The 26,603-nt window shown below is 62.8% G+C and carries 25 protein-coding genes and 1 pseudogene; 14 read left to right on the top strand and 12 right to left on the bottom strand.

The features are described 5' to 3' along the window. Window positions 1-679 (bottom strand): annotated as a pseudogene (locus CC207_RS27800) (transcription-repair coupling factor); the annotation flags it as partial. Between the two features lie 167 nt (window positions 680-846). On the opposite strand from CC207_RS27800, the gene CC207_RS19160 reads away from it, so the two are divergent. From CC207_RS19160 to sthA, 3 genes are all read left to right on the top strand, one after another. Beyond that, window positions 847-2,310 carry a glyceraldehyde-3-phosphate dehydrogenase gene (locus CC207_RS19160; protein WP_036986701.1) on the top strand — a complete coding sequence of 488 codons (1,464 nt, stop codon included), beginning with the start codon at window positions 847-849 and terminating at the stop codon, window positions 2,308-2,310. 104 nt (window positions 2,311-2,414) lie between these two features. Further along, on the top strand, window positions 2,415-3,413 hold the full coding sequence (locus tag CC207_RS19165) for an FAD:protein FMN transferase (protein ID WP_069016682.1): 999 nt from the start codon (window positions 2,415-2,417) through the stop codon (window positions 3,411-3,413). A 203-nt stretch (window positions 3,414-3,616) separates the two neighbouring features. Next, on the top strand, window positions 3,617-5,011 hold the full coding sequence (sthA, locus tag CC207_RS19170; protein ID WP_023631920.1) for a Si-specific NAD(P)(+) transhydrogenase: 1,395 nt from the start codon (window positions 3,617-3,619) through the stop codon (window positions 5,009-5,011). 48 nt (window positions 5,012-5,059) lie between these two features. On the opposite strand, the gene CC207_RS19175 is transcribed toward sthA, so the two are convergent. Both CC207_RS19175 and CC207_RS19180 read right to left on the bottom strand, forming a co-directional pair. Continuing rightward, window positions 5,060-5,776, bottom strand: coding sequence for a glycerophosphodiester phosphodiesterase family protein (locus CC207_RS19175; protein WP_028692729.1), 717 nt, complete (start codon window positions 5,774-5,776; stop codon window positions 5,060-5,062). Window positions 5,777-5,808: 32 nt separating this feature from the next. Next, window positions 5,809-6,393 carry a PilZ domain-containing protein gene (locus CC207_RS19180; protein WP_088852582.1) on the bottom strand — a complete coding sequence of 195 codons (585 nt, stop codon included), beginning with the start codon at window positions 6,391-6,393 and terminating at the stop codon, window positions 5,809-5,811. Between the two features lie 93 nt (window positions 6,394-6,486). On the opposite strand from CC207_RS19180, the gene CC207_RS19185 reads away from it, so the two are divergent. From CC207_RS19185 to CC207_RS19195, 3 genes are all read left to right on the top strand, one after another. Next, complete coding sequence (locus CC207_RS19185; protein ID WP_088852583.1) at window positions 6,487-7,737, top strand: lipoprotein-releasing ABC transporter permease subunit; 1,251 nt, start codon at window positions 6,487-6,489, stop codon at window positions 7,735-7,737. A gap of 7 nt (window positions 7,738-7,744) precedes the next feature. Next, window positions 7,745-8,428 carry a lipoprotein-releasing ABC transporter ATP-binding protein LolD gene (gene lolD, locus CC207_RS19190; RefSeq protein ID WP_175406177.1) on the top strand — a complete coding sequence of 228 codons (684 nt, stop codon included), beginning with the start codon at window positions 7,745-7,747 and terminating at the stop codon, window positions 8,426-8,428. 62 nt (window positions 8,429-8,490) lie between these two features. Then, complete coding sequence (locus CC207_RS19195) at window positions 8,491-9,735, top strand: lipoprotein-releasing ABC transporter permease subunit (RefSeq protein WP_028692725.1); 1,245 nt, start codon at window positions 8,491-8,493, stop codon at window positions 9,733-9,735. Window positions 9,736-9,795: 60 nt separating this feature from the next. Here the strand turns inward: CC207_RS19195 and CC207_RS19200 are convergent, their stop codons facing one another. From CC207_RS19200 to CC207_RS27805, 3 genes are read right to left on the bottom strand one after another with little or no spacing between them, the layout of a single operon-like run. After that, window positions 9,796-11,139: a heavy metal sensor histidine kinase gene (locus CC207_RS19200; RefSeq protein ID WP_178080978.1), complete on the bottom strand. Its 1,344-nt coding sequence runs from the start codon at window positions 11,137-11,139 to the stop codon at window positions 9,796-9,798. Further along, entirely contained in the window at window positions 11,139-11,819 is a 681-nt protein-coding gene (locus CC207_RS19205; protein WP_028692723.1) for a heavy metal response regulator transcription factor, read from the bottom strand. Before CC207_RS19205 ends, CC207_RS19200 begins: the two co-directional genes overlap by 1 nt. Further along, window positions 11,816-11,977, bottom strand: a complete 162-nt coding sequence (locus CC207_RS27805; protein ID WP_182322726.1) for a hypothetical protein — start codon at window positions 11,975-11,977, stop codon at window positions 11,816-11,818. Before CC207_RS27805 ends, CC207_RS19205 begins: the two co-directional genes overlap by 4 nt. Between CC207_RS27805 and CC207_RS19210 the strand changes: the two genes are divergently transcribed. Both CC207_RS19210 and queF read left to right on the top strand, forming a co-directional pair. Next, window positions 11,976-12,491, top strand: coding sequence for a plastocyanin/azurin family copper-binding protein (locus CC207_RS19210; protein WP_062574603.1), 516 nt, complete (start codon window positions 11,976-11,978; stop codon window positions 12,489-12,491). The two genes, CC207_RS27805 and CC207_RS19210, sit on opposite strands and share 2 nt — an antisense overlap. Before the next feature lie 67 nt (window positions 12,492-12,558). Then, on the top strand, window positions 12,559-13,389 hold the full coding sequence (gene queF, locus CC207_RS19215; protein ID WP_088852584.1) for an NADPH-dependent 7-cyano-7-deazaguanine reductase QueF: 831 nt from the start codon (window positions 12,559-12,561) through the stop codon (window positions 13,387-13,389). Window positions 13,390-13,422: 33 nt separating this feature from the next. Here queF and CC207_RS19220 read toward each other — a convergent pair whose 3' ends face one another. Further along, a complete protein-coding gene (locus CC207_RS19220) occupies window positions 13,423-13,686 on the bottom strand; it encodes a DUF4404 family protein (RefSeq protein WP_028692720.1) in 264 nt (87 codons plus the stop codon). Between the two features lie 123 nt (window positions 13,687-13,809). After that, window positions 13,810-14,361, bottom strand: a complete 552-nt coding sequence (locus tag CC207_RS19225) for a phosphonoacetaldehyde phosphonohydrolase-related protein (protein WP_069016666.1) — start codon at window positions 14,359-14,361, stop codon at window positions 13,810-13,812. Between the two features lie 188 nt (window positions 14,362-14,549). Here CC207_RS19225 and CC207_RS19230 point away from each other — a divergent pair, with 188 nt between their 5' ends. After that, complete coding sequence (locus tag CC207_RS19230; RefSeq protein WP_028692718.1) at window positions 14,550-15,257, top strand: VacJ family lipoprotein; 708 nt, start codon at window positions 14,550-14,552, stop codon at window positions 15,255-15,257. Between the two features lie 51 nt (window positions 15,258-15,308). Here CC207_RS19230 and CC207_RS19235 read toward each other — a convergent pair whose 3' ends face one another. Further along, window positions 15,309-15,608 (bottom strand): PilZ domain-containing protein, encoded by a 300-nt coding sequence (locus CC207_RS19235; RefSeq protein ID WP_028692717.1) that lies wholly within the window; start codon window positions 15,606-15,608, stop codon window positions 15,309-15,311. 269 nt (window positions 15,609-15,877) lie between these two features. On the opposite strand from CC207_RS19235, the gene rssB reads away from it, so the two are divergent. Together rssB and rssC are read left to right on the top strand one after the other, a co-directional pair. Then, window positions 15,878-17,062: a two-component system response regulator RssB gene (gene rssB, locus CC207_RS19240; protein ID WP_028692716.1), complete on the top strand. Its 1,185-nt coding sequence runs from the start codon at window positions 15,878-15,880 to the stop codon at window positions 17,060-17,062. Further along, the gene (rssC, locus tag CC207_RS19245; RefSeq protein ID WP_028692715.1) at window positions 17,059-17,541 is read left to right on the top strand and encodes an anti-sigma factor antagonist RssC; all 483 of its coding nucleotides are present in this window, start codon (window positions 17,059-17,061) and stop codon (window positions 17,539-17,541) included. Before rssB ends, rssC begins: the two co-directional genes overlap by 4 nt. Window positions 17,542-17,587: 46 nt before the next feature. Here rssC and CC207_RS19250 read toward each other — a convergent pair whose 3' ends face one another. From CC207_RS19250 to dusA, 3 genes are all read right to left on the bottom strand, one after another. After that, on the bottom strand, window positions 17,588-19,441 hold the full coding sequence (locus CC207_RS19250) for an alkaline phosphatase D family protein (protein ID WP_088852585.1): 1,854 nt from the start codon (window positions 19,439-19,441) through the stop codon (window positions 17,588-17,590). A 125-nt stretch (window positions 19,442-19,566) separates the two neighbouring features. Continuing rightward, a complete protein-coding gene (gene tal / locus CC207_RS19255; RefSeq protein WP_028692713.1) occupies window positions 19,567-20,487 on the bottom strand; it encodes a transaldolase in 921 nt (306 codons plus the stop codon). A gap of 214 nt (window positions 20,488-20,701) precedes the next feature. After that, window positions 20,702-21,712, bottom strand: coding sequence for a tRNA dihydrouridine(20/20a) synthase DusA (gene dusA, locus CC207_RS19260; RefSeq protein ID WP_088852586.1), 1,011 nt, complete (start codon window positions 21,710-21,712; stop codon window positions 20,702-20,704). Window positions 21,713-22,755: 1,043 nt separating this feature from the next. On the opposite strand from dusA, the gene CC207_RS19265 reads away from it, so the two are divergent. From CC207_RS19265 to CC207_RS19275, 3 genes are all read left to right on the top strand, one after another. Continuing rightward, window positions 22,756-23,829: a bifunctional glycosyltransferase family 2/GtrA family protein gene (locus CC207_RS19265; protein WP_158216143.1), complete on the top strand. Its 1,074-nt coding sequence runs from the start codon at window positions 22,756-22,758 to the stop codon at window positions 23,827-23,829. Between the two features lie 109 nt (window positions 23,830-23,938). After that, the gene (locus CC207_RS19270; RefSeq protein ID WP_143496139.1) at window positions 23,939-24,616 is read left to right on the top strand and encodes a hypothetical protein; all 678 of its coding nucleotides are present in this window, start codon (window positions 23,939-23,941) and stop codon (window positions 24,614-24,616) included. Next, window positions 24,613-26,418 (top strand): hypothetical protein, encoded by a 1,806-nt coding sequence (locus CC207_RS19275; protein ID WP_088852589.1) that lies wholly within the window; start codon window positions 24,613-24,615, stop codon window positions 26,416-26,418. Before CC207_RS19270 ends, CC207_RS19275 begins: the two co-directional genes overlap by 4 nt. Window positions 26,419-26,603 lie beyond the last annotated feature (185 nt).

The raw sequence follows: 26,603 nt of genomic DNA on the forward strand, positions 1-26,603 counted from the left end.
AGCGCGTCACCTCGTCCTTCTGCATGGGAAACTCGCGCGCCGGCAGCAGTCGGATCGAGTCGACCTTGTCGATCGAGCGCTGCGACTCCGGGTCGAAGGTGCGCAGGGTCTCGATCTCGTCGTCGAACAGGTCGATGCGGTACGGCTGCTTGCTGCCCATGGGGAACAGGTCGATCAGCGCGCCGCGCACGGCGAACTCGCCATGCTCGTAGACCGTGTCAACGCAGCGGTAGCCGCTGGCCTCGAGGCGCGTGCGCATCTGCTCGACGTCGATCTTCTGGCCGACGTCCAGCACCAGGCTGCTGCCCAGCAGGAAGCGCGTGGGGGCCAGGCGGTGCAGGGCGGTGGTGATCGGCACGACCAGGATGCCGTGGTCCAGCTCCGGCAGCCGGTAGAGGCTGGCGATGCGCTGGGAGATGATGTCCTGGTGCGGCGAGAACAGGTCGTAGGGCAGGGTTTCCCAGTCTGGGAACGGCAGCACCGGCAGCGCCGGCGCGAAGAAGCGCAGCTCCTGCTCGAGGCGGTCGGCCGCCTGGCTGTCGGCGGTCAGCAACAGGGTGAAGCGACCGGCGGTACTGGCCGCCTCGGCGATGGCCAGGCTCAAGGCGGCGCCGGGCAGGTTGCCCCAGGTTTGTTTGCCGGCCGTGGCCGACATTTGCGGTAGGCGCAGAACTGACACGGGAGATCGGACTCCAAGCGATGCGGCAAAGAGGTCGATTGTACCGGTGCCGGGGCTCGCTGTCAGGCTCGCGAGGGCATGACGACGGGGTCTGGCGTCGGCGACAGGCGCTCATTGCCCGATACGCCGAGGGGCGTCATAATGTAGCCCCTTTTTTGTTCCCCTACATGTGGAAGGTTACCGTGACTCAGAAGCCCGACCAGTGTCTTGGTGAGTGGATCGATCGTGAAGCCCTGGCTGAAGCGATGATCCCGCTTATCGGTCAGCTCTACCGCAACAACAACGTGGTGAGCTCGATCTATGGCCGCAGCCTGATCAACCGTTCGGTTATCTCGATCCTCAAAGCCCACCGCTTTGCCCGTCACCGTCAGACCGACGAGACCGAGCTGTCCGTCCACGAGACATTCCCCCTGCTCAAGGCCATGAGCGAGCTGAAACTGGGTGCCGCCTCGGTGGACCTGGGCAAGCTGGCCAACAAGTTCAAGGCCGAAGGCAACGGCCGCAGCGCCGAGCAGTTCGTCCGTGACGAACTGGCCGACGTCGTGGGTCAGCAGAACGCTTCCGCACGCAAGGGCACCGACGTCGTCCTGTACGGCTTCGGCCGTATCGGCCGCCTGCTGGCGCGCATCCTGATCGAGAAGACCGGTGGTGGCGACGGCCTGCGCCTGCGCGCCATCGTCGTGCGCAAGGGCGCCGAGAACGACCTGGTCAAGCGCGCCAGCCTGCTGCGCCGCGACTCGGTGCACGGTCCGTTCGACGGCACCATCGTCATCGATGAAGCCAACAACACCATCACCGCCAACGGCAACCTGATCCAGGTGATCTACGCCAAGAGCCCGAGCGAAGTCGACTACACCCAGTACGGCATCCACGATGCGCTGATCGTCGACAACACCGGCGTATGGCGTGACGCCGACGGCCTCGGCCAGCACCTGGCCTGCCCGGGCGCTGCTCGCGTGATCCTCACCGCACCTGGCAAGGGCGCGCTGAAGAACATCGTGCACGGCATCAACCACGGCGACATCAGCGCCGACGACAAGATCATCTCGGCGGCGTCCTGCACCACCAACGCCATCGTGCCGGTGCTCAAGGCCATCAACGACCAGTACGGCATCGTCAACGGCCACGTCGAAACCGTTCACTCGTTCACCAACGACCAGAACCTGATCGACAACTTCCACAAGGGCAGCCGTCGTGGCCGCGCCGCGCCGCTGAACATGGTCATCACCGAGACCGGTGCCGCCACCGCCGCCGCCAAGGCCCTGCCGGTGCTCAAGGGCAAGCTGACCGGCAATGCCATCCGTGTGCCGACGCCGAACGTGTCGATGGCCATTCTCAACCTGAACCTCGAGAAGGCCACCACCCGCGAAGAGCTGAACGAGTACCTGCGCCAGACCGCCATGCACTCGGAGCTGCACAAGCAGATCGACTACGTCAGCTCCCAGGAAGTGGTGTCCACCGACTTCGTCGGCTCGCGCCACGCCGGTGTGGTCGACGCCGAGGCGACCATCTGCAACGACAACCGCGTTGTCCTGTACGTCTGGTACGACAACGAGTTCGGTTACAGCTGCCAGGTGGTACGCGTGATGGAAGACATGGCTGGTGTGAACCCGCCAGCGTTTCCACGCTGATCCGCTTGTAATGCGTTGAAAAAACGGGAACCTTCGGGTTCCCGTTTTTTTTTGCTCCTCGCATCAGCGCGGTCGCTGTGGGCCGGTCAACCGAGAAATCCATGTTGCGCACAGTTCTTCTGCTTTGCCTGTTGTTGCTGTCAGCCTGCAATCAAGGCCCCACCCTCGAGCGCTTCGGCGGCCCGACCATGGGCAGCAGCTACAGCATCCAGTACGTGCGCCAACCCGGCGGCCCTGCGCCCGAGCAGGTCCAGGCCGAGGTCGAGGCCATCCTCCAGGCCATCGACGCCCGCTACTCCACCTACCGCGGCGACTCTACCGTCAGCCGTTTCAACCAGCTCCCGGCCAATCAGTGCCTGCCCATCGACGCCGACCTGTTCGAGCTGGCCAGCTTCGGCCAGCACCTGGCCGAGCAGAGCCGGGGTGCCTTCGACCTCACCGTCGAGCCACTGCTCGACCTCTGGGGCTTTGGCCCGCAGGCCCGCGAGATGCACGTGCCCGACCCGCAGGCGCTGGCACGTGCACGTGAGCGTGTGGGCTACCGGCACCTGCGCATCGAGGGTGACGCCCTGTGCAAGGACGCCCCCATCGAGCTGGACTTCAACAGCATCGCCGCTGGCCACGCCGTCGACCTGATCGCCCAGCGCCTGCGCGGCATGGGCATCGAGGCGTTTCTCGCCGAAGCCACCGGCGAGCTCAAGGCCGTGGGCCGCAAGCCCGACGGCAGTGCCTGGCGGGTGGCCCTGGAGCTGCCGCGCGAGGATCGCCAGATCGCCCGCCAGGTCATCGACGTGGAGGACATGGCCGTGTCGACCTCGGGTGACTATCGGCATTATTTCGAGGACAATGGCCGGCGCTATTCGCACACCTTCGACGCCCATCTCGGGCGCCCGGTCGAGCACGACCTGGCGGCGGTGACGGTGCTCGACGGCTCGGCGCTGCAGGCCGACGGCTACTCGACCCTGCTGTTGATCCTCGGGCCGCAGCAGGGCTGGGATTTCGCCGTCGCCCACGGCATTGCCGCGGTACTGGTGACCCGGGTCGAGGGTGGTTTCGTCTCCCGTTCCACGCCGGCCTTCGAGCGGGTGGTGAAAGGCGAGTGAAAGGCAAGCCACGGATGATCAATGCCAGGGAAGCGGTGAAACGACATGTAGTGCAGGCAATAATGGCCTACGACGCGACCAAGGGTTAATGTGCGCGGCGTTCACGCTTGATTAGACTGCACCCGAATTTTCTCATGGCGCCCCGGCGACATGATCGCGCCCCGCGGCCATCCGGCCGGCGGGCCAGTTCTGAAGGAGTACGCATGGCTGTCTACAACTACGACGTAGTGGTGCTGGGTTCCGGCCCGGCCGGAGAAGGCGCGGCAATGAACGCCGCCAAAGCAGGGCGCAAGGTGGCCATGGTCGACAGCCGTCGCCAGGTCGGCGGTAACTGCACCCACCTGGGCACCATCCCGTCCAAGGCGCTGCGTCACTCCGTGCGGCAGATCATGCAGTTCAACACCAACCCGATGTTCCGCGCCATCGGCGAGCCGCGCTGGTTCTCCTTCCCCGACGTGCTCAAGAGCGCCGAGAAAGTCATCAGCAAGCAGGTTGCCTCGCGTACCGGCTACTACGCGCGCAACCGCGTCGATGTGTTCGTCGGCACCGGCAGCTTCGCCGACGAGCAGACCGTCGAAGTGGTCTGCCCCAACGGCGTGGTCGAGAAGCTCAACGCCAAGCACATCATCATTGCCACCGGCTCGCGTCCGTATCGCCCGGCCGACATCGACTTCCACCACCCGCGGGTCTACGACAGCGACACCATCCTCAGCCTGAGCCACACCCCACGCAAGCTGATCGTCTACGGCGCCGGGGTGATCGGTTGCGAATACGCCTCGATCTTCAGCGGCCTGGGTGTGCTGGTCGAGCTGGTCGACAACCGCGGCCAGCTGCTGAGCTTCCTCGACTCGGAAATCTCCCAGGCGCTGAGCTACCACTTCAGCAACAACAACATCACCGTGCGCCACAACGAGGAATACGACCGCGTCGAAGGCCTGGACAACGGGGTGATCCTGCACCTGAAATCGGGCAAGAAGATCAAGGCCGACGCCTTGCTGTGGTGCAACGGCCGTACCGGCAACACCGACAAGCTGGGCCTGGAGAACATCGGCATCAAGGTCAACAGCCGTGGCCAGATCGAGGTCGACGAGACCTACCGCACCAGCGTGCCGAACATCTATGGCGCCGGTGACGTGATCGGCTGGCCGAGCCTGGCCAGCGCCGCCCACGACCAGGGCCGCTCGGCCGCCGGCAGCATCGTCGACAACGGCAGCTGGCGCTTCGTCAACGACGTGCCGACCGGCATCTACACCATTCCGGAGATCAGCTCGATCGGCAAGAACGAGCAGGAGCTGACCCAGGCCAAGGTGCCCTATGAAGTGGGCAAGGCCTTCTTCAAGAGCATGGCCCGCGCGCAGATCGCCGGCGAGCCGCAGGGCATGCTGAAGATCCTGTTCCACCGCGAGACCCTGGAAGTCCTCGGTGTGCACTGCTTCGGCTACCAGGCCTCGGAGATCGTCCACATCGGCCAGGCGGTGATGAACCAGCCGGGCGAACAGAACAACCTGAAGTACTTCGTCAACACCACCTTCAACTACCCGACCATGGCCGAGGCCTATCGGGTAGCTGCCTACGATGGACTGAACCGGCTTTTTTGAGCGGCTCCGACCGGTGGCCTGAGCCGGTCGGGGAGACCGATTTCAGCCCTACCCGAGGGTGGTCCTGGCCAAACCGGGAAAGTCTGTAATCAGGCTGTCCACGCCAAAGTCGGCGAGCCGGCGCATCAGCGCCGGTTCGTTGACCGTCCATACCGACACATGCAGGCCCTGGCGCTGCGCCTTGATCAGGCGTTCGGGGGTGCACAGCGTCCAGTTCAACGCCAGCATCTCGCAGTCGTAGTTCTGCGCGACCTTCAGCGGGTCGAGCCAGGCGTACTCGGCAACCAGTCCGCGCTTGATGTCGGGTACCAGCTCCTGGGCGGCGCCCAGCACTTCCCGTGAGCTCGAGGTGATGGTCACCTTGTCCAGCAGGCCATGCTGCTGGGCCAGTTCGCGGATCGCCAGCACGGTGCTGGCGGCACGGGTGCGCGAGGCACTCTTGACCTCCAGCTGCCAGTGCTCGAACGGGCACTTCTCGAACAACTCCTCGAGCCGCGGGATGGGGCAGGGCTGCACATGGCCCGGGCCGCCCTTGCGCGCATCGTAGGTGACCAGCTCGGCGGCGGTGTGCTCGACCACCTTGCCGCGCCGGCCAGTGGTGCGCTTGAGGGTCGGATCATGGATTACCATCAGCTCGTTGTCGGCCGACAGGTGCAGGTCGAGTTCGCAGCGGGTCACGCCATGGGACAGGCACTGGCGAAAGCTCTGCAGGGTATTCTCGGGCGCTTCGCCCTTGGCGCCGCGGTGGCCATAGATCAAGGTCACGTTCGTTCCTTCAAATCAGAGAGAAAAGGGCTTCAGGAAGCGGGGTCGTTCTGTTCCAGCGCCTGGCGTCGTTGCTGTTGCTGGCGCTGCAGGATGTAGCGGGCCAGCAGCTGGCGCTGGGCGTCGGTCATGTCGATGAACTCGGTGCCTACCTCGTAATCGCCATCCGGGCGCGGGTCGCAGTGGGTGACCCGGCCGCGCAGGAGCAGGCCATGGGCGCGGGGCATCAGCACCATCTTCACCTTGACCCGGGTGCCGGGGTCGATCTTCTGCGCCTGTGCGAACTCGATGCCGCCTTCAGAGATGATCACCGGCTGCGGCTGGCCGATTTCGCCGATCAGGGTCTGGGCGACCACGGCGCTGAGCAAGTCGAGACGTTTGTTCTGGGCGCGCAGGAAGGCGGCCAGGGTGCGGTCTTTTTCGCTCAGCTGGCGCAACAGGTGCTGCGACTCGAAGTCTGAAAGGTGCAGCTCGCTGAGCAGGTTGAACAGCTCGGAATCATCCTGCAACAGTTCTGTTTCAAGGGCTTCGGCCGCGCTGAGGGGGCTGATTTGAAGTGCGATCCGATCTTCGATGCGGTAGTATTCGCGGCGATCTTCTTCGTCTAATGTCGTCATGGCGAACCCAAGGTTACGGCGGTGGTCCGAGTGTAAAGCCGCCGTAGGCGCCTCGCCACAAGGACGTTCCCTTTCATCCGAACAAGCCCCGACATGTTCAGACCTCTATTCGTATTCATTGGTACGCGTTACACCCGTGCCAAGCGCCGCAATCACTTCGTCTCGTTCATTTCGCTCACCTCGATGATCGGCCTCGCCCTGGGCGTGGTGGTGATGATCGTGGTGCTCTCGGTGATGAACGGGTTCGACCACGAGATGCGTACCCGCGTGCTGGGTATGATCCCCCATGCAACGCTGGAGACCGGCCAGCCGATCGACGACTGGCAGGCCCTCGCCTCTAAAGTAAAGCAGAATCCGCAGGTGCTGGCGGTCGCGCCATTCACACAGATGCAGGGCCTGCTGACCCATGAAGGCAAGGTGCAGAAGGTGCTGCTCAACGGTGTCGACCCGGCCCGCGAGCGCGAGGTGTCGATCATCGACAAGTTCGTCCTCGACGGTAGCCTCGACAAGCTGGCCCCGGGCGAGTGGGGCATCATGATCGGCGACAAGGCCGCGCAGAAACTGGACGTGGGCATCGGCGACAAGCTGACTTTCGTTGCCCCCGAGGTCAGCGTCACCCCGGCGGGGATGTTCCCGCGCATGAAGCGCTTTACCGTGGTCGGCACCTTCCATGTCGGCGCCGGCGAGATCGACGGCTATCTGGGCCTGACCAACATCGCCGACCTGTCGCGCCTGCACCGCTGGAAGGCCGACCAGGTCCAGGGCGTGCGCCTGAAGTTCGACGACCTGTTCCAGGCCCCGCGGGCCTCTTGGGCCATCGCCCAGCAGCTGGGCGAGCAGGAGTTCTACCCGCGTGACTGGACCCGCACCCACGGCAACCTGTACCAGGCGATCCGCATGGAGAAATCCATGATCGGCCTGCTGTTGCTGCTGATCGTCGCGGTGGCGGCGTTCAACATCATTTCCACCCTGGTGATGGTGGTCAACGACAAGCGCGGCGACATCGCCATCCTGCGCACCCTGGGCGCCACGCCCGGGCAGATCATGGCCATCTTCATGGTCCAGGGCACGGTGATCGGCGTGGTCGGCACGCTGATCGGCGCGGTCCTGGGCATCCTCGGCGCGCTTAACGTGAGCGCGGCCATCGCCGGCATCGAGACCCTGATCGGGCACAAGTTCCTCAATGCCGATGTGTACTTCATCGATTACCTGCCGTCGCAGATCCAGGCCCAGGACGTGTACATGGTCTGTGGTGCGGCGCTGGTCCTGAGTTTCTTCGCCACCCTGTATCCGGCCTGGCGCGCCTCGCGCACCCAGCCGGCGGAGGCGCTACGTTATGAGTGAGTCGCGCATGAGTGATAAAGCCGTGTTGAGCTGCCGCAACCTGGGCAAGAGCTACGAGGAAGGCCCGGAGTCGGTCCAGGTCTTGTCGGGGTTGAACCTCGAACTGCACCCGGGCGAGCGGGTGGCCATCGTCGGCAGCTCGGGCTCGGGCAAGAGTACCTTGCTCAACCTGCTCGGCGGCCTCGACACCCCGAGCCAGGGCAGCGTCTGGCTGGCCGGCGAGGAGCTGTCGGCGCTGGGCGAGCGGGCCCGCGGCCTGCTGCGCAACCGCGCCCTGGGCTTCGTCTACCAGTTCCACCACCTGCTGGCGGAGTTCACCGCCCTGGAAAACGCCTGCATGCCGCTGCTGATCGGCAAGACGCCGATCGCCGAGGCCCGCGAGCGTGCCGAGGCGCTGCTCAAGCGCGTTGGCCTGGGGCACCGGTTGAATCACAAGCCGGCCGAGCTGTCCGGTGGTGAACGCCAGCGTGTGGCGATCGCCCGCGCCCTGGTCAACCGCCCGGGCCTGGTCATGCTCGACGAGCCCACCGGCAACCTCGACCACCACACCGCCCAGGGTATCCAGGAACTGATGCAGGAGCTGTCGAATCACTCGCAGACCGCATTCCTGGTTGTGACCCACGACCTCAACCTGGCGCGGCAGATGGACCGTGTGCTGCGCCTGGAAGACGGGCACCTGGTGGCGATCTGAGTCGCCTGCATGGGGCGGCCTGAGGCGGCCCCGATTCATTTTTCACTTGGGTGTCCTCGTTCATGTTCAGACCCTTGTCGTTGTTCATCGGTGCCCGCTACACCCGTGCCAAGCGCCGCAACCACTTCATCTCGTTCATCTCGATGACTTCGATGATCGGCCTGTCGCTCGGCGTGCTGGCGATGATCACGGTGCTGTCGGTGATGAACGGCTTCCAGCGCGAGATGAGCTCACGCGTGCTGGGCCTGGTGCCCCATGCCGCGATTCTCGGCGCGCAGCCGCTGGACGACTGGCGCAAGGTCGCCAGCGCCGCCGAAAGCAACCCGGCGGTGATGGCCGCGGCGCCGATCACCGAGATGGAGGGCATGCTCTCGTACAAGGGGGCGATGCAGCCGATTCAGGTCGCCGGCATCGACCCGGCCGAGGAGGGCAAGGTCTCCATCGTCACCCAGCATATTGTCCAGGGCAGCCTGCAGGACCTGGTGCCGGGCGAGTACGGCGTGGTCATCGGTGAATTGACCGCCCGGCGCTTTCGCCTGAATACCGGCGACAAGCTGACCCTGATCGTTCCGGAAATCAGCAAGGAGCCGGGCGGCATCACCCCGCGCATGCAGCGCCTGACCGTGGTCGGCATCTTCAAGGTCGGCGCCGAACTGGATGGCTCCCAGGCCTACATCCATATCGCCGATGCCGGCGAGATGCAGCGCTGGGCGCCGGGCCAGGTGCAGGGCGTGCGGCTGAAGCTGCATGACCTGTACGCTGCGCCGCAGGTGTCCAAGGCCATCGCTGCGGGGCTGGGCGACGGCTACCGTGCCGATGATTGGTCGCACACCCAGGGCAGCCTGTTCAGCGCCATGAAAATGGAAAAGACCATGATCGGCCTGCTGCTGATGATGATCATCGCCGTGGCTGCCTTCAATATCATCGCCACCCTGGTGATGGTGGTGAACGACAAGGGCGCGGATATCGCCATCCTGCGCACCATCGGCGCGACGCCGGCGCAGATCATGGGCACGTTCATGGTCCAGGGCAGCCTGATCGGCATCGTCGGCACGCTGATCGGTGGCGTGCTCGGGGTGATCCTGGCACTGAACGTCAGCGCCGTGGTCGGCTGGATCGAGCGAGTCAGTGGGCAGCACATCTTCACCTCCGACATCTACTTCATCAGCAGCCTGCCCTCGGAGCTGCAGTGGGGCGATGTGGCGATCATCTGCGTGGCTGGGCTGGTGATGAGCTTCCTGGCGACCCTCTATCCTGCGTACCGCGCTTCGCAGATCGAACCGGCGATGGCGTTGCGTTACGAGTAAGGCAGGGGCGCTTTGCGCCCCTTTCGCCGGCTTGCCGGCGATGGGCTGCGCAGCAGCCCTCTAGGCAGGCAACTCGATCACGAAGCGCGTCCACCCACCTTCGCACTGGGCCCGAATATTCCCGCCGTGCGCCTGCACGATCGAGCGGGTGATGGCCAGCCCCAGGCCCGCATGCTCGCTGCTGCCCTCCTGGCGCGCCGGGTCTGCCCGATAGAAACGGTCGAACAGCCGCTCCAGCAGTTGCGGGGCGATTGCCGGGCCACTGTTGGCCACCTCGATGCGCAACCCCGGCGCAAGGCTCACACGAATCTCGCCCCCCGCCGGGGTGAAGCGCAGGGCATTGTCCAGCAGGTTCGACAAGGCCCGGCGCAGCATGTGTCGGTCGCCCTCGGCATGCGCCTGGCCCTCGCGAGACAGCCTGACCTCGGCTTCCTCAGCCAGCGGCGCGTAATACTCCAGCAGCGCATCGACCTCGATCGCCAGGTCCAGCGCCTGACTATTGGGCATCAGCAGACCGTGGTCGGCCTTGGCCAGATAGAGCATGTCGTTGACCAGCTGGGCCATCCATTGCAGTTCCTCGAGATTGCCATGCAGGGCCTCGCGGTACTCCTCGAGGCTGCGTGGGCGAGTAAGGGTGACCTGGGTGTGGGTCAGCAGGTTGGACAGCGGCGTGCGCAACTCGTGGGCGATGTCCGCAGAGAACGCCGACAGGCGTTGGAAAGCATCGTCCAGGCGCTGCAGCATGGCATTGACCGCGCCGGCCAGCTCGGCCAGTTCCTCGGGCATCTCGGCGGCCGGCAGGCGAGTGGTCAGCGAGCGGGCGTTGACGCTGGCGGCGACCTTGCCCATCCGCCGCAGCGGCTTCAGGCCACGGCGCACGGCCCAGGCACCCAGCAGCGCGGTGACCAGCGCGCTGAGGCCGACCGTGAGCCAGATCAGGCGCTGCATGCCTTGCAGGAAGTGCTGGTGATGGGTGATGTCGAGGAACAAGGTCAACTGCGGCGAGTCGGGCCGGGTTTCGTCCAGCGGCAGGCTCAGTCCGCGGTAGTCGATGCCCTGGGTATGCAGCGTGGCCAGGCCGAGCTGGGCGGGGGCGTCCGGCAGGTCGCCGCGGCTGGCGAACCAGGTGGTGCCGTCGACCGCGCGCACGCGCAAGGCCAGGTCGGACTGGTGGCTGAGCTCGTTGAGCAGCCCCGGCAGGCGCGTGGCCAGTTGCTCGGGGGTGGTGACGCCGTCGAGCAGGCTGCGCATCAGCGACAGGCGGCCGCTGAGCAGTTGCTGGTCGAGCTCGACGAAGTGCTGCTCGCTGGCGCGGCTGAACAGCAGGCCGGCGCCCAGCGAAACACTGGCGGTGCAGGCGGCGAACAGCAGCGCCAGGCGACGGCCGAGGGACAGGCGGCGCATCAGTCCTGGCGCTCCTCGAGCACGTAGCCCATGCCGCGCACGGTATGGATCAGCTTGGTGGCGTGATGGTCGTCGATCTTCAGGCGCAGGCGGCGGATGGCCACCTCGATGACGTTGGTGTCGCTGTCGAAGTTCATGTCCCACACCTGCGAGGCGATCAGCGACTTGGGCAGCACCTCGCCCTGGCGGCGCAGCAGCAGTTCGAGCAGGGCGAATTCCTTGGCGGTCAGGTCGACGCGCTGGCCGGCGCGTTCGGCGCGGCGGCGGATCAGGTCCAGGCGCAGGTCGGCCAGGTTCAGGCAGGTGTCCTGGCTGGCGCTGGCGCCTCGGCGCAGCAGGCTGCGCACCCGGGCCAGCAGTTCGGAGAAGGCGAATGGCTTGACCAGGTAGTCGTCAGCGCCCAGCTCCAGGCCGTGGACGCGGTCCTCGACGGCATCTCGGGCGGTGAGGAACAGCACCGGCGTTTCCAGCCCGGCCTGGCGCACGGCCTGGAGAATCTGCCAACCGTTGCGCCCCGGCAGCATCACATCGAGGATCAGCAGGTCGTGGTCACCGGTCAGGGCCAGGTGCTGGCCGGTGTCGCCATCGTTGGCAAGCTCAGTGACGAAGCCGGCTTCGCTCAGGCCCTGGCTCAGGTACTGGCCGGTCTTGGCCTGGTCTTCGACGATCAGCAGTTTCATGTGTTTACCAATGTTCGGATCAGCGCGATGCCGAAATCATACGTGACGATCTGGCGGCCTGCCCAAGCTGACAACGTTGTAATCTTCCCGTCAGCCAGCTGCCAGCCAGCCTTTTCGAGAATGGTCTCATTCTCCCAGAACGACCCGGAGTCACCCATGAAACACCTGTTCATCGCCGCCGCCCTCGCACTGGTCAGCCTGCCGAGCTTTGCCGACAACGGCAAACCCTTCGCCTTCGGCGAGCCGGCCGAGGCGGCCAAGGCCACCCGCACCATCGAGGTGGTACTCAAGGACATCGCCTTCGAACCGAAGAGCATCAAGGTCAAGGCTGGCGAGACCGTGCGCTTCGTGCTGGTCAACGAAGGCAAGCTGCCCCACGAGTTCAACCTGGGCGACAAGGCCATGCACGCCGAGCACCAGAAGGAAATGATCGCCATGCAGGGCAAGATGTTCACCGCCGGCATGAACCACGAAGGCATGGACCATGGCCAGATGGATCACGGCCAGATGGGCGCTGGCCACGGTCATGCGGGTGGCAACACCGTGCTGGTACAGCCCGGCCAGCGCGCCGAGCTGACCTGGACCTTCCGCAAGTCGGCGCCCATCGAGTTCGCCTGCAACGTGCCTGGCCACTACCAGGCGGGCATGGTCGGGCCGCTGACCATCGAGTGACATCGGCTCCAAGGCGGGGTGCAAAACCGGTAGACTAGGGCAATTTCGAACCTTCAGGTCAGTTTCCATGCATCCCGCCGCCGAACATTCCCCGCTGGGCAAGTCCAGCGAATACATCGCCACCTACACCCCTTCGCTGCTGTTCCCGATTCCCCGCCTGGCCAAATGGGCCGAGCTGGGCGTGAGTGGCGACGCGCTGCCGTGGCAGGGCGTGGACTTCTGGAACTGCTTCGAACTGTCCTGGCTGCTGCCCTCGGGCAAGCCGGTGGTGGCCATCGGTGAGTTCGCCATCCCGTGCGATTCGCCGAACATCATCGAGTCCAAGTCCTTCAAGCTGTACCTCAACTCGTTGAACCAGACGGTGTTCGAGTCGGTAGCGGCGTTGCAGGCGTGCCTGGTGCAGGACCTGTCCGCCGCAGCCGGCAAGCCGGTCGCGGTCAAGGTCAGCACCCTGGCCGAGGTAGAGGGGCAGGGCGTGACCACGCTACCGGGCCAGTGCATCGACGCGCTGGATGTGAACATCAGCAACTACGAGCAGCCGCAACCGGAGCTGCTGCGTTGCGCGTCGGAGCGCGTGGTGGAAGAGACCGTGCACAGCCACCTGCTCAAATCCAACTGCCCGGTCACCGGCCAACCGGACTGGGGTAGCGTGGTGGTGGAGTACAAGGGGCAGGCGCTGGATCATGCCAGCCTGCTGACCTACCTGATCAGTTTTCGCCAGCATGCCGACTTCCACGAACAATGCGTGGAGCGGATCTACCTGGACCTGAAGAACCTGCTCAAGCCTGAGCACCTGACGGTGTATGCACGCTACGTGCGCCGCGGTGGGCTGGATATCAACCCGTACCGCAGCACTGGGGCGATCAGCCCGCAGAACCTGCGATTGGTGCGTCAGTAATGTAATGGGGCCGCGTTTGCGGCCCCATTCGGTTCAGATCCCCATGCTGTGCAGGTGATTGGCGATATTGCGCAGGATGGCGGTAAGGTCTGGGTGATCGGCCTCGAAACGTTCAACGGCGGTATTGACCCCATCGACCAGGTTGTTGTCGTTGGTCGCTTCCTCGAGCTTGATCTGGGCTTCGATCTGCTGCATCAGTTCATGCAGGTGGTCGCGCTCTTCCAGCGAGAGCGGTGGATTGCGGTCCAGTTGCTCGCGCAGGCTATCGAGTTGCTCTTGCAGTTCGCGGGCAGGCATTGTTCGTTCTCCATCAATGACTTGGCAAGCCATGGACCTCGGCGACACGGTAAAGGTTCTGGCCTGCCTTCTAGCGTAATCCACCTGCCGCAGCTTTGCATGACCCGCATCAACGGGGATGTATCAGGGTTTCTCGCCCCTGTATCGGCGCTGGGCAATGTCCGCAAGGCAGGTGTCGAGGGATTCCAGGTGATCGATCACCGAGTGCACGCCCAGGCCGAATAGCGCCAGGGTCGCCTTGCCACGGGTGCGCTCCTGTTCCTGCCGGGTCATGGCCTGCCATTGACTGGGGCCGAGGTCGCAGGCCGCCAGGCCCACCGTCCACAGGCCGGCGTTGAGCCCGGCCTGCAGCAACCGTGGCTCACCGCTGACCAGCACGCAGCCTTCCAGGCGCTGGCTGTCGAGGCTCATCAGCGCCTGCCAGCAGGCGTTGGGCGCCGGCCATTTGCAGCCGTTGACCAGATGGCCCGGTAGCCAGCCGGGCAGCACGCTGCTCAGGCGCTTGCCCTGGGCGGCGCTGAGCTCGTCGAGCCAGATGCACGGCACCGCCTGCGCGCGCAGGCGGTGAAGGGAGTCGAGGGCGCCGGGGGCGGGCAGGGGGCTGCCGTCGTTTGCCTGGACCAGGCAGCCGCGCAGTCCGAACAGCACGGCGGTGAAGGCGGGTGCGTCTTGCATGGCAACGTCCCTAAATACCCCGCAAGCTACCCGGCGATTGTGACCAAGGGATGACGACTACAGTTGTTCACGAAATCTTGACAGAGATATGTAAAACTACCGTTCAGCCAGCAAGCCAGTATACTTGCGCCCTATCGAGCAGCGCGCCATAGGCCGTTGCCGCCGTGAAATCCGATGGAGAAACATCTATGCGTAGGATCGGTGCCGGAGTGATCGAGCGAGTCACCCAGGCCTGTGTCTGCGCCAGCTTGCTGCTGGCGCCCGTGGCAGCCACCCAGGCGGCAACCGAGGAGGATCCGTGGGAGTCGGTCAACCGACCGATCTTCAGGTTCAACGATGTCCTCGACACCTATGCCCTCAAGCCGCTGGCCCAGGGTTACCAGTACGTCACCCCGCAGTTCCTCGAGGATGGCATCCACAACATCTTCCGCAACCTGGGCGACGTCACCAACCTGGCCAACAACGTGCTGCAGCTCAAGCCTCGAGCGGCGGGCATCGACACGGCGCGGCTGATCGTCAACACCACCTTCGGCCTGGGCGGTTTCTTCGACGTCGGCACCAAGATGGGCCTGCAGCGCAGCGACGAGGATTTCGGCCAGACCCTCGGCTACTGGGGCGTGCCCAGCGGGCCGTACGTGGTCATTCCGTTCCTTGGCCCGAGCACCGTGCGTGACGGCCTGGCCAAGTACCCGGACACCTACACCGAACCCTACCGCTACATCGACCATGTGCCGACCCGCAACTCGATCTTCGCGATGGACGTGATCGACACCCGCGCCAGCCTGCTGTCGGCGGAGAAGCTGATCCAGGGCGACAAGTACATCTTCCTGCGCAATGCCTACCTGCAGAATCGCGAGTTCAAGGTCAAGGACGGCCAGGTCGAAGACGACTTCTGATCGACCGGCTTACGAAAAAGGCGACCTTCGGGTCGCCTTTTTCGTAACAGTTCAATGCATGGCCAGGATGCGCAGGCCGAACTTCTGCGCGCCGCCGGGCTGGTCGGCAATCCACACCACTTCGGTGCTGGCGTGCAGGCCGGCGAGGGCGGCGTGGTCGGAGTCGATGCGCACCTCGAGCTGGTCGCCCACTTTGAATCGCTGCGGTGCCTGGACCTGCATGCCGCTGCTGGAGAGGTCGATGCACACGGCACTGATCACCTGGCCGGCGTGCAGCAGGCTGACCTCGGCTTCAATGCGCATGCGTATGAAATCGCGTTTTTCGCTGTAATCCACGGGGGGCTGGGACATGCTTGCATCCTTTCGTCAGGTTGCGCCGATGTGCTTTCTTATAACGCCGGGTGATTTGCCCTGTAAAGTGCGGGGGAGTCTTCCTTGCCATGCTTGAAACGCCAGGCGGATGGGAGTACCGTCAGCGCCTTACAGGGCACCTCGCTATTTGCCGGACCAGTCTTCTTGTCCTACAACTCAAATAGAGAGTGGCTAAAGAGCATTCCAGTAGCCGTCTGTCGGTCTTCCACAGTCGCTACGCCAACCCAAATCTGGCGCCGTTCGCCCACATGCAGAAACCCAGTGCAACGCTGCTGATCATCGATGACGACGAGGTGGTCCGTGCCAGTCTCGCCGCCTATCTGGAAGACAGCGGCTTCAGCGTCCTTCAGGCCGGCAACGGCCAGCAGGGCCTCCAGGTCTTCGAAGCACACCAGCCCGACCTCGTGATCTGCGATCTGCGCATGCCGCAGATGGGCGGCCTTGAACTGATCCGCCGGATCAGCGAGCGCGCGCCGCAGTTGCCGGTGATCGTGGTGTCCGGTGCCGGCGTCATGAGCGACGCGGTCGAAGCCTTGCGCCTGGGCGCGGCGGACTACCTGATCAAGCCCTTGGAAGACCTGGCCGTGCTCGAGCACTCGGTGCGCCGCGCCCTCGATCGCTCGCGTCTGGTGCTGGAAAACCAGCGCTACCGAGAGAAGCTCGAAGCGGCCAACCGCGAGCTGGAGGCCAGTCTGCACCTGCTGCAGGAGGACCAGACCGCCGGTCGCCAGGTGCAGATGAACATGCTCCCGGAAAACCCCTGGGTGGCTGGCGAGTTCGCCTTCGAGCACCAGATCATTCCGTCGCTGTACCTGTCGGGCGATTTCGCCGACTACTTCCGTGTGGATGACCGGCGCATCGCCTTCTACCTGGCGGACGTCTCCGGTCACGGCGCCTCGTCGGCGTTCGTCACGGTGCTGCTCAAGTTCATGACCACGCGCCTGCTGTTCGAATTCAAGCGTGGCGGTAAAATGCGCGAGTTCAAGCCTTCGCAGGTGCTCAGCCACATCAACCGTGGGCTGATCAACTGCAAGCTGGGCAAGCATGTGACCATGGTCGGTGGCGTCATCGACGAGGACACCGGCCTGCTCACCTACAGCGTCGGCGGCCACTTGCCGCTGCCGGTGCTGTACACCCCGGGCCAGGCCCGCTACCTCGAAGGCCGCGGCCTGCCGGTGGGGTTGTTCGACGAGGCCAGCTACCAGGACCAGGTGCTGGAACTGCCACCGCAGTTCAGCCTCACCCTGATGTCCGATGGCATTCTGGACCTTTTGCCCGGGGACACACTCAAAGATAAGGAAGCGGCCTTGCCGGAAATCGTCAAGGCGGCAGGTGGTAGCCTGGAGGGGCTGCGCCAACGATTCGAATTGGCTACGCTTGGGGAGATGCCGGATGATATCGCCCTATTGGTGTTGAGCAGGAACCTTGAATGAGTACTGGTAGAATCCAGTTCGCCGAGCAGAGCGGGACCTTCGTTCTGAAATTTGTCGGTGAAGTGCGCCTGACCCTGTGTTCGGCGCTGGATGCGACGATCGAGAAGATCTTCACCGCGCTGAACTTCTCGGCCATCGTCATCGACCTGACCGAAACCGAGAGCATCGACAGTACCACCCTCGGCCTGCTGGCCAAGCTGTCGATCCTGTCCCGGCAGAAGGTTGGCCTGCTGCCCACCCTGGTCACCACCAACCCGGACATTTCCCGCCTGCTGCAGTCCATGGGCTTCGACCAGGTGTTCAACATCGTCGACCGGCCGGTGCCGTGCCCGGAATGCCTGACCGATCTGCCGTCCCAGGACCAGGACGAGAGCGTGGTGCGTTCCAAAGTGCTGGAGGCGCACAAGATCCTCATGGGCTTGAATGACTCCAACCGAGAAGCGTTCCACGACCTGGTGAGCGCGCTCGAGCGGTCCTGAACCTGCGCTGAACCTGCCGACACCATCGCGGGAGGTTTCGATGGTGTCAGTCCTGGATGAACGCCGTAGCCGGCGAACCATCCGCATTCAACTGATACACCCGCTCCGGCCGCCCCTGGCCATCGAAGAACACCTGCCCCAACCCCGCGCTGTTCCACAACCGCTCCCCGGCCTTGCTGCGGCTAGGCGTGCGCGGCACCACTTGCATTTCCCGGCGCTTGGTGAACCAGTTGAGCGGCGAGCGCGGTGAGTACAGCCAGCGGTTGAGCCGGTCGAGCACATCCAGCAGGCGCCGGGGAAACTCGTTCTTGATCCCGCTGCTGGTCACCTGCCACAGGTGCGGGCTGCGCTGGCGGTGGCGGATCAGCACTTCGTAGACGAACGAGTAATGCACGTCGCCCGACAGCACCACGTAGTGCCCCGGCGTGCGCGAATGGCGGAAGATGTTGAGGATCACCTGCGCCGCGCCGCGATGGGCCATCCAGTTCTCCGCATCCACCAGCAGCGGGTAGCCCAGGGCGCTGAACACCCGCTGCACGGTCTCGATCAGCTTGACCCCGAAGATCGGCGCCGGCGACACGATGATCGCCGAAGGGTGGTCGAGCAGCGCCTGCTGCAGTTCGCTCAGCGCCTCCCAGTCCAGCAGGCCGGAGGGCTTGCCCAGGTTGCTTTCGCTGCGCCAGCGGCGGGTGCGGGTGTCCAGCACCAGCAGTGGCGGGTCGCTGGGCAGCGCGTACTGCCAGCCCTGGAAGCGCAGCAGCTCGCCGATCAGCTCGTCCCGTGCCTCGTTCAGTTGCCGGCATTGCCCGACCAGCACCGCGCAACCGTCCGGATCGTTGCCCCAGCCCTGGCACAGCAGATAGCCGAGCAAAGCGTTGCCGATGATGCGCCGCGAGAACGGGTGGCCGTAGGCGGTTTGTTCCCATTGCGCCGACAGGTTCCAGTCGTCGGTGATGTCGTGGTCGTCGAAGATCATCAGGCAGGGCAGGTGGGCCATCACCCGCGCCACCTGGTCGAGGCCGTCGCGGAACGCCTCGATCAGCAGCAGTTCGCGCTGATAACGGGCCTGGCGCTGCTCGGTCAGGCCCTCTGGCATGTCCATCCGCACCAGCGTCCACGGCAGCGGCGACCAGACCAGCAGGTACATGGCCATGACCTCGGCGAAGGTCACCAGGTGATTGTCGGCGTTGCTGGACGAGAAGATCGGCTTGCGCTTGCCGCCGAAGAAGCGTTCGCGCAGGGTTTCGTTGCCTTCCTGGGCCGGCAGCAGGTCGGCGCGGTGGTAGTAGCAGGCCGGATGGCGATAGAGCGCGGCGCCGCTGTCGACCAGGGCGCCATCGAGGGACTCGTCGAACAGGCCAAGACGCTCGATCAGCGTGTGGATGGCACGCAGCATGGGGCCGGCGACATCGTCGGCATAGACTTGGTCACCGCTCATCAGCAGCACGGCGGGGCGTTTTTCAGGGCGCGGATCGGCGGCAAGCAGGCGGTCGGCACACAGCAGGCCGTCGGCGGCCGGATGGTGGGGCTTGCGGCAGGAGCCGTGGAGCAACTGGTCGAGACGATCGCGCAGTACGAAGCTGGGGCGGCTGGCTCCGGAGTAGAGCAGGTGCGGGGCCCATTCGGCGATGCCCTGGCCGTTGGCTAGGCGCAGGTCGTATTCGAGCGTCACATTGCAGGGCAGCGGGTGGTCGAAGCGGATGTCCAGCAGGTGGATGAAGGCGTGCTGTCCGACCGGGATCACCTCAGCGTGCATCGTGGCGTTGATGCCGGTGTGCTCGAGCAGGAATTCGGGTTGCAGCGGTTGCGAGCCGACCAGCCAGATGGCCAGGCGTTGCGGTTCCAGACGGCGCAGGATGGGGCCGGCGAGGACGAGGGGGAGCGAAGCGGTGGCGGGCATGGATGGCTCAGGTTCGTGTGATGCTGATGGCCCTATCGCGGGGAATGGCCACCCCAACGAAAAACGGGCGGGAAATGCTCTGCATTAACCGCCCGTCGATCAAGCCGAAGATGTATCAGGCTTTGTCAGCCAGCCATCAGTGCTTCCAGCTTTTCCTGGTCGCGGGCGAACTGGCGGATGCCTTCGGCCAGCTTTTCGGTGGCCATGGCGTCTTCGTTCATCGCCCAGCGGAACTGGCTTTCGTTCAACTGTTGCTTGGCCTCGCCGGCATTGCCCGGCTTGAGCAGGCGTGGCAGCTCGCCCTGGTCGTCCGACAGTTGCTGCAGCAGCTCGGGGCTGATGGTCAGGCGGTCGCAGCCGGCCAGTTGCTCGATCTGGCCGATGTTGCGGAAGCTCGCGCCCATGACCACGGTGTTGTAGCCGTTGGTCTTGTAGTAGTCGTAGATGCGGGTGACCGACTGCACGCCCGGATCCTCGGCGCCGACGTATTCCTTGCCGGTGCTTTTCTTGTACCAGTCGTAGATGCGCCCCACGAACGGCGAGATCAGGAACACCCCGGCATCGGCACAGGCCTGGGCCTGGGCGAAGGAGAACAGCAGGGTGAGGTTGGTCTGGATGCCTTCCTTCTCCAGCTTCTCGGCGGCGCGGATGCCTTCCCAGGTGGAGGCCAGCTTGATCAGCACGCGGTCTTTCGGCACGCCGGCCGCTTCATACAGCTCGATCAGCTGACGGGCCTTTTTCAGCAGCGCCGGCTCGTCGAACGACAGTCGCGCGTCCACCTCGGTGGAAATGCGCCCCGGAATGACCTTGAGAATGCCCGAGCCCACCGACACGGCGAACTTGTCGCAGGCCAGGTCGACATTGCCCTTGGCATCGGCCTTGACCTGCTTGAGCAGGTCGGCGTAACCCGGGATGGCGGCGGCCTTGAGCAGCAGCGAAGGGTTGGTGGTGGCGTCGACCGGCTTGAGGCGGGTGATGGCGTCCAGGTCGCCGGTGTCGGCGACGACGGTGGTGAACTGCTTGAGTTGTTCCAGCTTGGAGGTCATGGGCGTGCTCTGTCCTGTGCAATGACTCGACATTACCCGAGCCCCGACAGCCACTCAAGGCCCGTCGCAGGCGTATCGGGAAACCCTTCGAAGCAGCCCGCTCCCGTGTGTAGGAGCGGGCTTGCCCCGCGAAGGGCTGCAAAGCAGCCCCGGCCAACGCCAGGGCCGCGGTAAAAGGCTAACCCTTCGAGTGCCAACCCCGCCCCAGGTTCCCTCAACGCCCCTGCAACAGCTCGGCAGCCTGGTCCAGCACCTTCAGCGGCTCGCTGGTCTTGTGAATGTCCGCCGACAGCAACTGCCGGAAGCGCCGCGCCCCCGGGAAGCCCTGGCCCAGCCCGAGGATATGCCGGGTGATGTGATGCATCGCGCCGCCGCTTTGCATGTGCGCGACGATGTACGGACGCAGCTTTTCCATCGCCTCGGCCCGGCTGACCACCGGCGCCGCGCTGCCGAACAGCTGCTGGTCGACCTCGGCCAGCAGGTACGGGTTGTGGTACGCCTCGCGCCCGAGCATCACGCCGTCGAAGGTCTGCAGGTGGGTGCGGCACTCGTCGAGGGTCTTGATGCCGCCGTTGAGCACCAGTTCCAGGTCCGGGAAGTCGGCCTTCAACTGCGCCGCCACGTCATAGCGCAGTGGCGGGATCTCGCGGTTCTCCTTGGGCGACAGGCCTTCGAGGATGGCGATGCGCGCATGGACGGTGAAGCTGCGGCACCCGGCGTCGCGCACCTGGCCGACGAAATCGCACAGCTCGGCGTAGCTGTCGCGGCCGTTGATGCCGATACGGTGCTTGACCGTGACCGGGATGCCGACCGCGTCCTGCATGGCCTTGACGCAATCGGCCACCAGACCCGGATGGCCCATCAGGCAGGCGCCGATCATGTTGTTCTGCACCCGGTCGCTGGGGCAGCCGACGTTGAGGTTGACCTCGTCGTAGCCGGCCTCTTCGGCCAGGCGGGCGCAGGCGGCCAAGTCCGCCGGCACGCTGCCGCCCAGTTGCAGGGCCAGCGGGTGCTCGGATTGGTCATGGCGCAGGAAACGCTGGGCGTCGTTGTGCAGCAGGGCGCCGGTGGTGACCATTTCGGTGTAGAGCAGGGCGTGCTGGGAGAGCAGGCGCAGGAAGAATCTACAGTGTCTATCTGTCCAGTCCATCATCGGTGCGACAGAAAACCTCCTAACTACCGTATCTGCTGGTTTTCCGGTGTTTTCTGTCTGTGCCTGCTGCATTTTCGAATCTCTCATTTGATGCGTTTTGCTATCGTTTCTACTTATCCCTCCCCTCATGCCCATTACCACAATGTAGAAACCCGAATCAGCCGTGTGGCAGATCCAAGGGAGTCATCACGCAGCGCAATTGCAAGGATGGGGCATCGGGCCTCACCGCCCAGATCCGCATCTCATAGGAAGGGCTCGCAGTCTATCAGGAAAGCAGGCCTTCAGCCGCGAGGCTGGCAAAACCAGAAGGCCTAAAACAAGGTGTTCAAGCGGTTGCACCTCATAGGTTCTGTGCGAAATGCATCCACAGTCACCCATACTGTGTTGAAGCGGGGCTCGGGATGCTCATGTACTCCAACACTCCGCTTCCTCGCCCGTTTCGCCTTGTCTGGCCTTCGATACATATTTCGTACATACCCAAGTGCAAGCTGGCGGAAAGCTCCGCTGCGATGGTCGCAGTGCAGCGTTAGTTCAGTGCCTAAATCAACGATCTCGGATTGCTTGGCTGAGCGCAGTTAAGTCAATCTCTGTGATGTTCAGCTGTCATGGGATATGGCGATAATGGGAGTTGCTTGGTAAGCAGGGTGATGTTTGTTGGTCTTGTCTCATGAAATGGTCTCCCTGTTTATTTTGTGCTATTTGATTTTGGATATGTTGGCGTCAAGCGATTCGGTCAAGAGGGCTAAGGGTATTTGTATCTGGAGCAGTTTCAGATTATGCCTGGATTTTTATTGTTAGTTTTTTAAGGGGCATAAGGGCGCGTTTCACGGCTGAAAGCAGCGAGGTTGGTTGGGGCAATCATTTATGTGTCGATAGAGGCGTCGTGGCTTGGTCTTCTGTCTGGGGCGTCCATGCTCGAGGTTTTTTCATCACTGTAAGATGTTGGGGGCTGATTCTTGCTCTGGTTTTTATCTATAAATCAATGGATTGCATTTTGCGGTCGAGGTGACATCGCTTTCGCTTTTAAGTTCATTATTTTGTTACATTTCCGATTGACGGCACTTTCGTTCGGCTATAAAATTCGCCGCCCTCGACCTAAAATACGGATTTTTGTCGTGATCTTGATTCCTGCGTACGAACCTGATGGAACCCTAGTCAAGCTAGTAAATGAACTAACTGAGATGATGCGCGCCACCCAGCAGAACGTGCCGCTGCTCATCATCAATGACGGTTCCCGTCGGGAAGGTGCGCTCCAGGTGTTTGCCGATCTGGAGGCACTGGGCGTCGAGGTTGTGACCCATCCTGAAAACAAGGGAAAGGGCGGGGCATTGAAAACCGGCATCGCGATCGCACGTGATCGAGGAATGCCCTTCGTGGTAACCGCTGACGCCGACGGTCAGCACCTGCCAGTAGATATTCTCCGGGTAATGGCGGCCGGCATTGAGGCCGACGATTCAGTGATCCTGGGGCGCCGAGTGTTTGACAAGACCACGCCGCTGCGCTCCAAGTTCGGCAACGAATTGACTATCCGGATCTTCCACTTGGTGCACGGAAAACGCGTTAATGACACTCAGACGGGCTTGCGATTCATTCCTCCAGCTCTTTATGAGGATCTCTTGGGTATCCCCAAGGACAAATATGACTTCGAGCTGGCGGCATTGATTCTCTTTGCGCGCAGGAACAAACTGCAGGAAGTCGTTATTCAAACTGTCTATGAACCGGGCAACCCGTCTTCACACTTCCGTAAACTGCAGGATTCCGCCAAGATCTATGCCGTGCTATTGCGTGGGGGCATGGTCTCGTTGCTCCTCGCCCTGATGGACTTTCTGACGTTCCACCTACTCGATTTGTTGACAGGCTCTACCCTGCTGTCTGTGGTCGTGGCCCGTACTGTTGGTACCCTGGGCTACTTCTATCTTGCCCGAAGCTTTATATACAAGGTGGGAGGGGACACTATCAGAACCTTCATAAAGTACCTCCTTCTGGTGCTCCTGAATATCTCAATTCTGGCGCCGTTAATCGATCTGGCCAAAGAACAGTTCGAAATGCCGAAGGTGCTGACCTATATCGTCGGTACACTGAGCCTGTTCTTCTTCAATTTCTTCGTACAAAAAGCCGTTATCTTCAAGCCGGCCACTGCGGGCACGTCTGTGACACCTGAGTTGCCAAGTACCCAAGCACCTCGGTAATTCCTTTCAGGTCAGGCCTGGTCAAAGCATCTCATCCCTGATGCTTTGGCCTTCGGCCAGCGACTTCCATCCTAAGTCGCCGCCTCTACCCTGTTTTTGCGAGTCAGACATGAATCGGATCAATCAAGCGCCCCTTTCCTCACCGGGCAACGAAGTACAACTGCCTGTGCGCACTTTTCGCGTGATCGCGGCATTGCTGGTGCTGTGGCTTTTCATCGGCGCGAGCTACCTGTATCGGCAAGAGTTGTCCATACGCTTTGGATTGTGGGACAACTTCGACATCAATGCGGTGAATTACTCCCGCTATAGCGACGCTCGTGACACCGAACAGTTGTTCCAAAACCAGTTGCTCTTGGTCCGTCAGGGCTACCGTAGTGGTGCGCTGTTCGTAGGTCCTAACGACCTTTACAGCCGTCAGTTGTTGCCCATCGACAGCAGCCAGAGCTACCAGATGAGTTTTGATCTGATGGCTGTCGCCGATGGTACTGACGACAAGGGCTCCTCCACGTACGCCGGCTTGATGTTCTACGACCAGCACAAGAACATCATCCTCGACCCGCAATCCCACATGTTTGGCGTGGCCGCGAATCACATGATCACCCGTGCCAATGGGCGACTTAGTCTGAGTGGCGTGTTTTCACCAACCGGACAGGGACCGAACCGTATCCCACCCAATGCCCACTACATGAAGATCGCTTTCAGCCTCAACTACGCCGACCCCAAGGCATCCGTGATGCTGTCGAGCATCAAGTTTGAGCCCTATGTCGGCGCTGGAGACAATAAATGACGCTATTTTTTGGTTTCATGGCGGTCGTGCTGTTCATGTTGCTGATCGGGTACATTTGGCCGATCAGGGGGCGTATTGATGGCGCATGCTTGGCAACGTTGACTGTGGCTAGGTCGCTTTGGTTGAGCTGGCTGGTGGTATTCGTATCCTATTGGCTGAACTTGGGCGACCTGTCGTTGCCGATACTGATACTGGTGGCCATGGTGACCGTGCGCCGTTTTCTCAAGGGGAACGACGCCAGCGTCGCCTTCAGTTTTGGCGGGCTGATGCTGATGCTGGCATTCATGTCGCTCGGCCTGCTGTTGAGTCCGTTAGGAGCGCTCAAGCCAATCTTTGGCGGAGAAATTGTTCTCTCCGGATGGGACGTCAATGCCTCCTGGAACAATTGGGCCATGCAATTGTTCAACAACGCCTATTCCCCATACACCGCCGCCTATCCTTTGTTCCTGCCGGGGCTGTGGTCGCTTGTGTACAAGGCCCAAGCCAACCCGATGGTATGGGTCATGACCCGTTTGTTGCTGTGTGTCTTCCCATTGTTGCTGGTTGTGCAAATCGGTTCTTTGGCCAATGCCCGCCGGCCGCTGGCGGCGCTGCTTGTGTTTCTCCTGGTGTGGGGCATTTTCATGCTCAACCCGACTCTATTGGCCGGCATCACCGACCCGATCGTGATGATGCTCACCCTGATCGCGGGTACGGTGTTGTATTTGGCGACATGCTTTAGTCGTCAAGACGAGCGGGTCGACCACTACACCCTGTGCGCCGCGTTGTTTGCTGGTATCGGTGCTATTACCAAGCAGCCGGGTGCAATTAGTGCGGTCGCGATTGCATTGAGCCTGATCCTGATCGGTTTGCGCTCATCTAAAGGGCTTAGCTGGTACTTGGCGCGGTTGCTGCTGATTATCGTACCGCCTACAACGTTCATGATCATCTTCTACTCCGCGCCTTCGATGCCGACCGCTTTGGGGAATCTCAGTTTTCTCATGAGTCTGACCTCGCGGGCGTCCGATGGGGGGGGGATCTATGAGCATGGCTGGAGCTTGGTGACTAGCATGTTCGGGCGCTTCCCGCTGTTCCTCATGCTGACCTTGGCCGCATTCAACATGTTCACCCCGAAGCGCCTGGTCAACCAGATCGGTTTGATCTACCTGGTATGCTCGGCCGTGGCCTTCGGCGTTTATTCGAACTGCTGCGCTTACGATGAACGCAACGGCTGGTTCTTGATGGCGCTTCTGGGTATGTCTGCGATCTGCGGCGCGTCCATCCTTGAGGGTGCATTGATGCGCGAACTGGTGCCGCTACAGAGAGTCTTTGGATCGGCGCAGAGTGCCCTATGGCGTCAACGTACCCGTGGCAGTGCGACATTGCAGCTCATGGGGCTGATTATCGCCGTAGTCTTCGCTGGCCTGTTGCAGTTGGTAGTGGGCGAGGCGCGCTATCTGGAGGCAGCCAAAGAGGCCCGTCGTGAAATTGTCTGGCCTACGGTCAACCACTTGGCCTATACCGATATCGATAATCTGGGCGACGGCTTGATCATTACCAACTACCAGTTCATTGCCCTGCTGCCGGATTTGGAAAAGCGCCATCGGCTCTGTCCGGACATCGCCTGTCTCAGTGCCACCATCAAGCAGCATCCGGGCAGCCGTGTTCTCATGGGGCCGGATTCCTTCAACTACCCGCTGCTACGTGCCTCTTTGGCAAGTACGGATTACCTGGCCAGTGAGGATAAACACGGATTTCTGATTACTCGGGGATTGACGGTTAAAGATCTGCCAACGGCGGTAATGGCGACTTCCAATCCTTGATACCGTTTTCCGAGGTGTGGGAAAAAATGGGCGGTGGATTGGAATGACGCCTCCTCGGCACTCTTTGGATGCCCATTCTTTTCTCCGCCCTTGCTGATCGACGTGCCTGGTCAGCAAGGGGCAGGCCTGGGGTCTTCGTTACATGTCCCGAGATGCGAGACCATCAGGCCGATTGCCCGCACGCC

This window comes from Pseudomonas sp. DrBHI1, assembly GCF_002205115.1.
Lineage (GTDB): Bacteria > Pseudomonadota > Gammaproteobacteria > Pseudomonadales > Pseudomonadaceae > Aquipseudomonas > Aquipseudomonas mosselii.

Excerpts from the sequence above, each read along its gene's own strand:
- CC207_RS19275 (WP_088852589.1), top strand. The coding sequence starts at position 24,613 with ATGACGCTATTTTTTGGTTTCATGGCGGTCGTGCTGTTCATGTTGCTG.
- CC207_RS19205 (WP_028692723.1), bottom strand. The coding sequence starts at position 11,819 with ATGAAACTGCTGATCGTCGAAGACCAGGCCAAGACCGGCCAGTACCTG.
- CC207_RS19270 (WP_143496139.1), top strand. The coding sequence starts at position 23,939 with ATGAATCGGATCAATCAAGCGCCCCTTTCCTCACCGGGCAACGAAGTA.
- lolD (WP_175406177.1), top strand. The coding sequence starts at position 7,745 with ATGAGTGATAAAGCCGTGTTGAGCTGCCGCAACCTGGGCAAGAGCTAC.
- CC207_RS19220 (WP_028692720.1), bottom strand. The coding sequence starts at position 13,686 with ATGCCTGCCCGCGAACTGCAAGAGCAACTCGATAGCCTGCGCGAGCAA.
- tal (WP_028692713.1), bottom strand. The coding sequence starts at position 20,487 with ATGACCTCCAAGCTGGAACAACTCAAGCAGTTCACCACCGTCGTCGCC.
- CC207_RS19210 (WP_062574603.1), top strand. The coding sequence starts at position 11,976 with ATGAAACACCTGTTCATCGCCGCCGCCCTCGCACTGGTCAGCCTGCCG.
- CC207_RS19185 (WP_088852583.1), top strand. The coding sequence starts at position 6,487 with ATGTTCAGACCTCTATTCGTATTCATTGGTACGCGTTACACCCGTGCC.
- CC207_RS19195 (WP_028692725.1), top strand. The coding sequence starts at position 8,491 with ATGTTCAGACCCTTGTCGTTGTTCATCGGTGCCCGCTACACCCGTGCC.
- CC207_RS19230 (WP_028692718.1), top strand. The coding sequence starts at position 14,550 with ATGCGTAGGATCGGTGCCGGAGTGATCGAGCGAGTCACCCAGGCCTGT.
- CC207_RS27805 (WP_182322726.1), bottom strand. The coding sequence starts at position 11,977 with ATGGGTGACTCCGGGTCGTTCTGGGAGAATGAGACCATTCTCGAAAAG.
- CC207_RS19200 (WP_178080978.1), bottom strand. The coding sequence starts at position 11,139 with ATGCGCCGCCTGTCCCTCGGCCGTCGCCTGGCGCTGCTGTTCGCCGCC.
- CC207_RS19225 (WP_069016666.1), bottom strand. The coding sequence starts at position 14,361 with ATGCAAGACGCACCCGCCTTCACCGCCGTGCTGTTCGGACTGCGCGGC.
- dusA (WP_088852586.1), bottom strand. The coding sequence starts at position 21,712 with ATGCAGCAGGCACAGACAGAAAACACCGGAAAACCAGCAGATACGGTA.
- CC207_RS19235 (WP_028692717.1), bottom strand. The coding sequence starts at position 15,608 with ATGTCCCAGCCCCCCGTGGATTACAGCGAAAAACGCGATTTCATACGC.
- sthA (WP_023631920.1), top strand. The coding sequence starts at position 3,617 with ATGGCTGTCTACAACTACGACGTAGTGGTGCTGGGTTCCGGCCCGGCC.
- rssB (WP_028692716.1), top strand. The coding sequence starts at position 15,878 with ATGCAGAAACCCAGTGCAACGCTGCTGATCATCGATGACGACGAGGTG.
- CC207_RS19180 (WP_088852582.1), bottom strand. The coding sequence starts at position 6,393 with ATGACGACATTAGACGAAGAAGATCGCCGCGAATACTACCGCATCGAA.
- CC207_RS19250 (WP_088852585.1), bottom strand. The coding sequence starts at position 19,441 with ATGCCCGCCACCGCTTCGCTCCCCCTCGTCCTCGCCGGCCCCATCCTG.
- queF (WP_088852584.1), top strand. The coding sequence starts at position 12,559 with ATGCATCCCGCCGCCGAACATTCCCCGCTGGGCAAGTCCAGCGAATAC.
- CC207_RS19160 (WP_036986701.1), top strand. The coding sequence starts at position 847 with ATGTGGAAGGTTACCGTGACTCAGAAGCCCGACCAGTGTCTTGGTGAG.
- rssC (WP_028692715.1), top strand. The coding sequence starts at position 17,059 with ATGAGTACTGGTAGAATCCAGTTCGCCGAGCAGAGCGGGACCTTCGTT.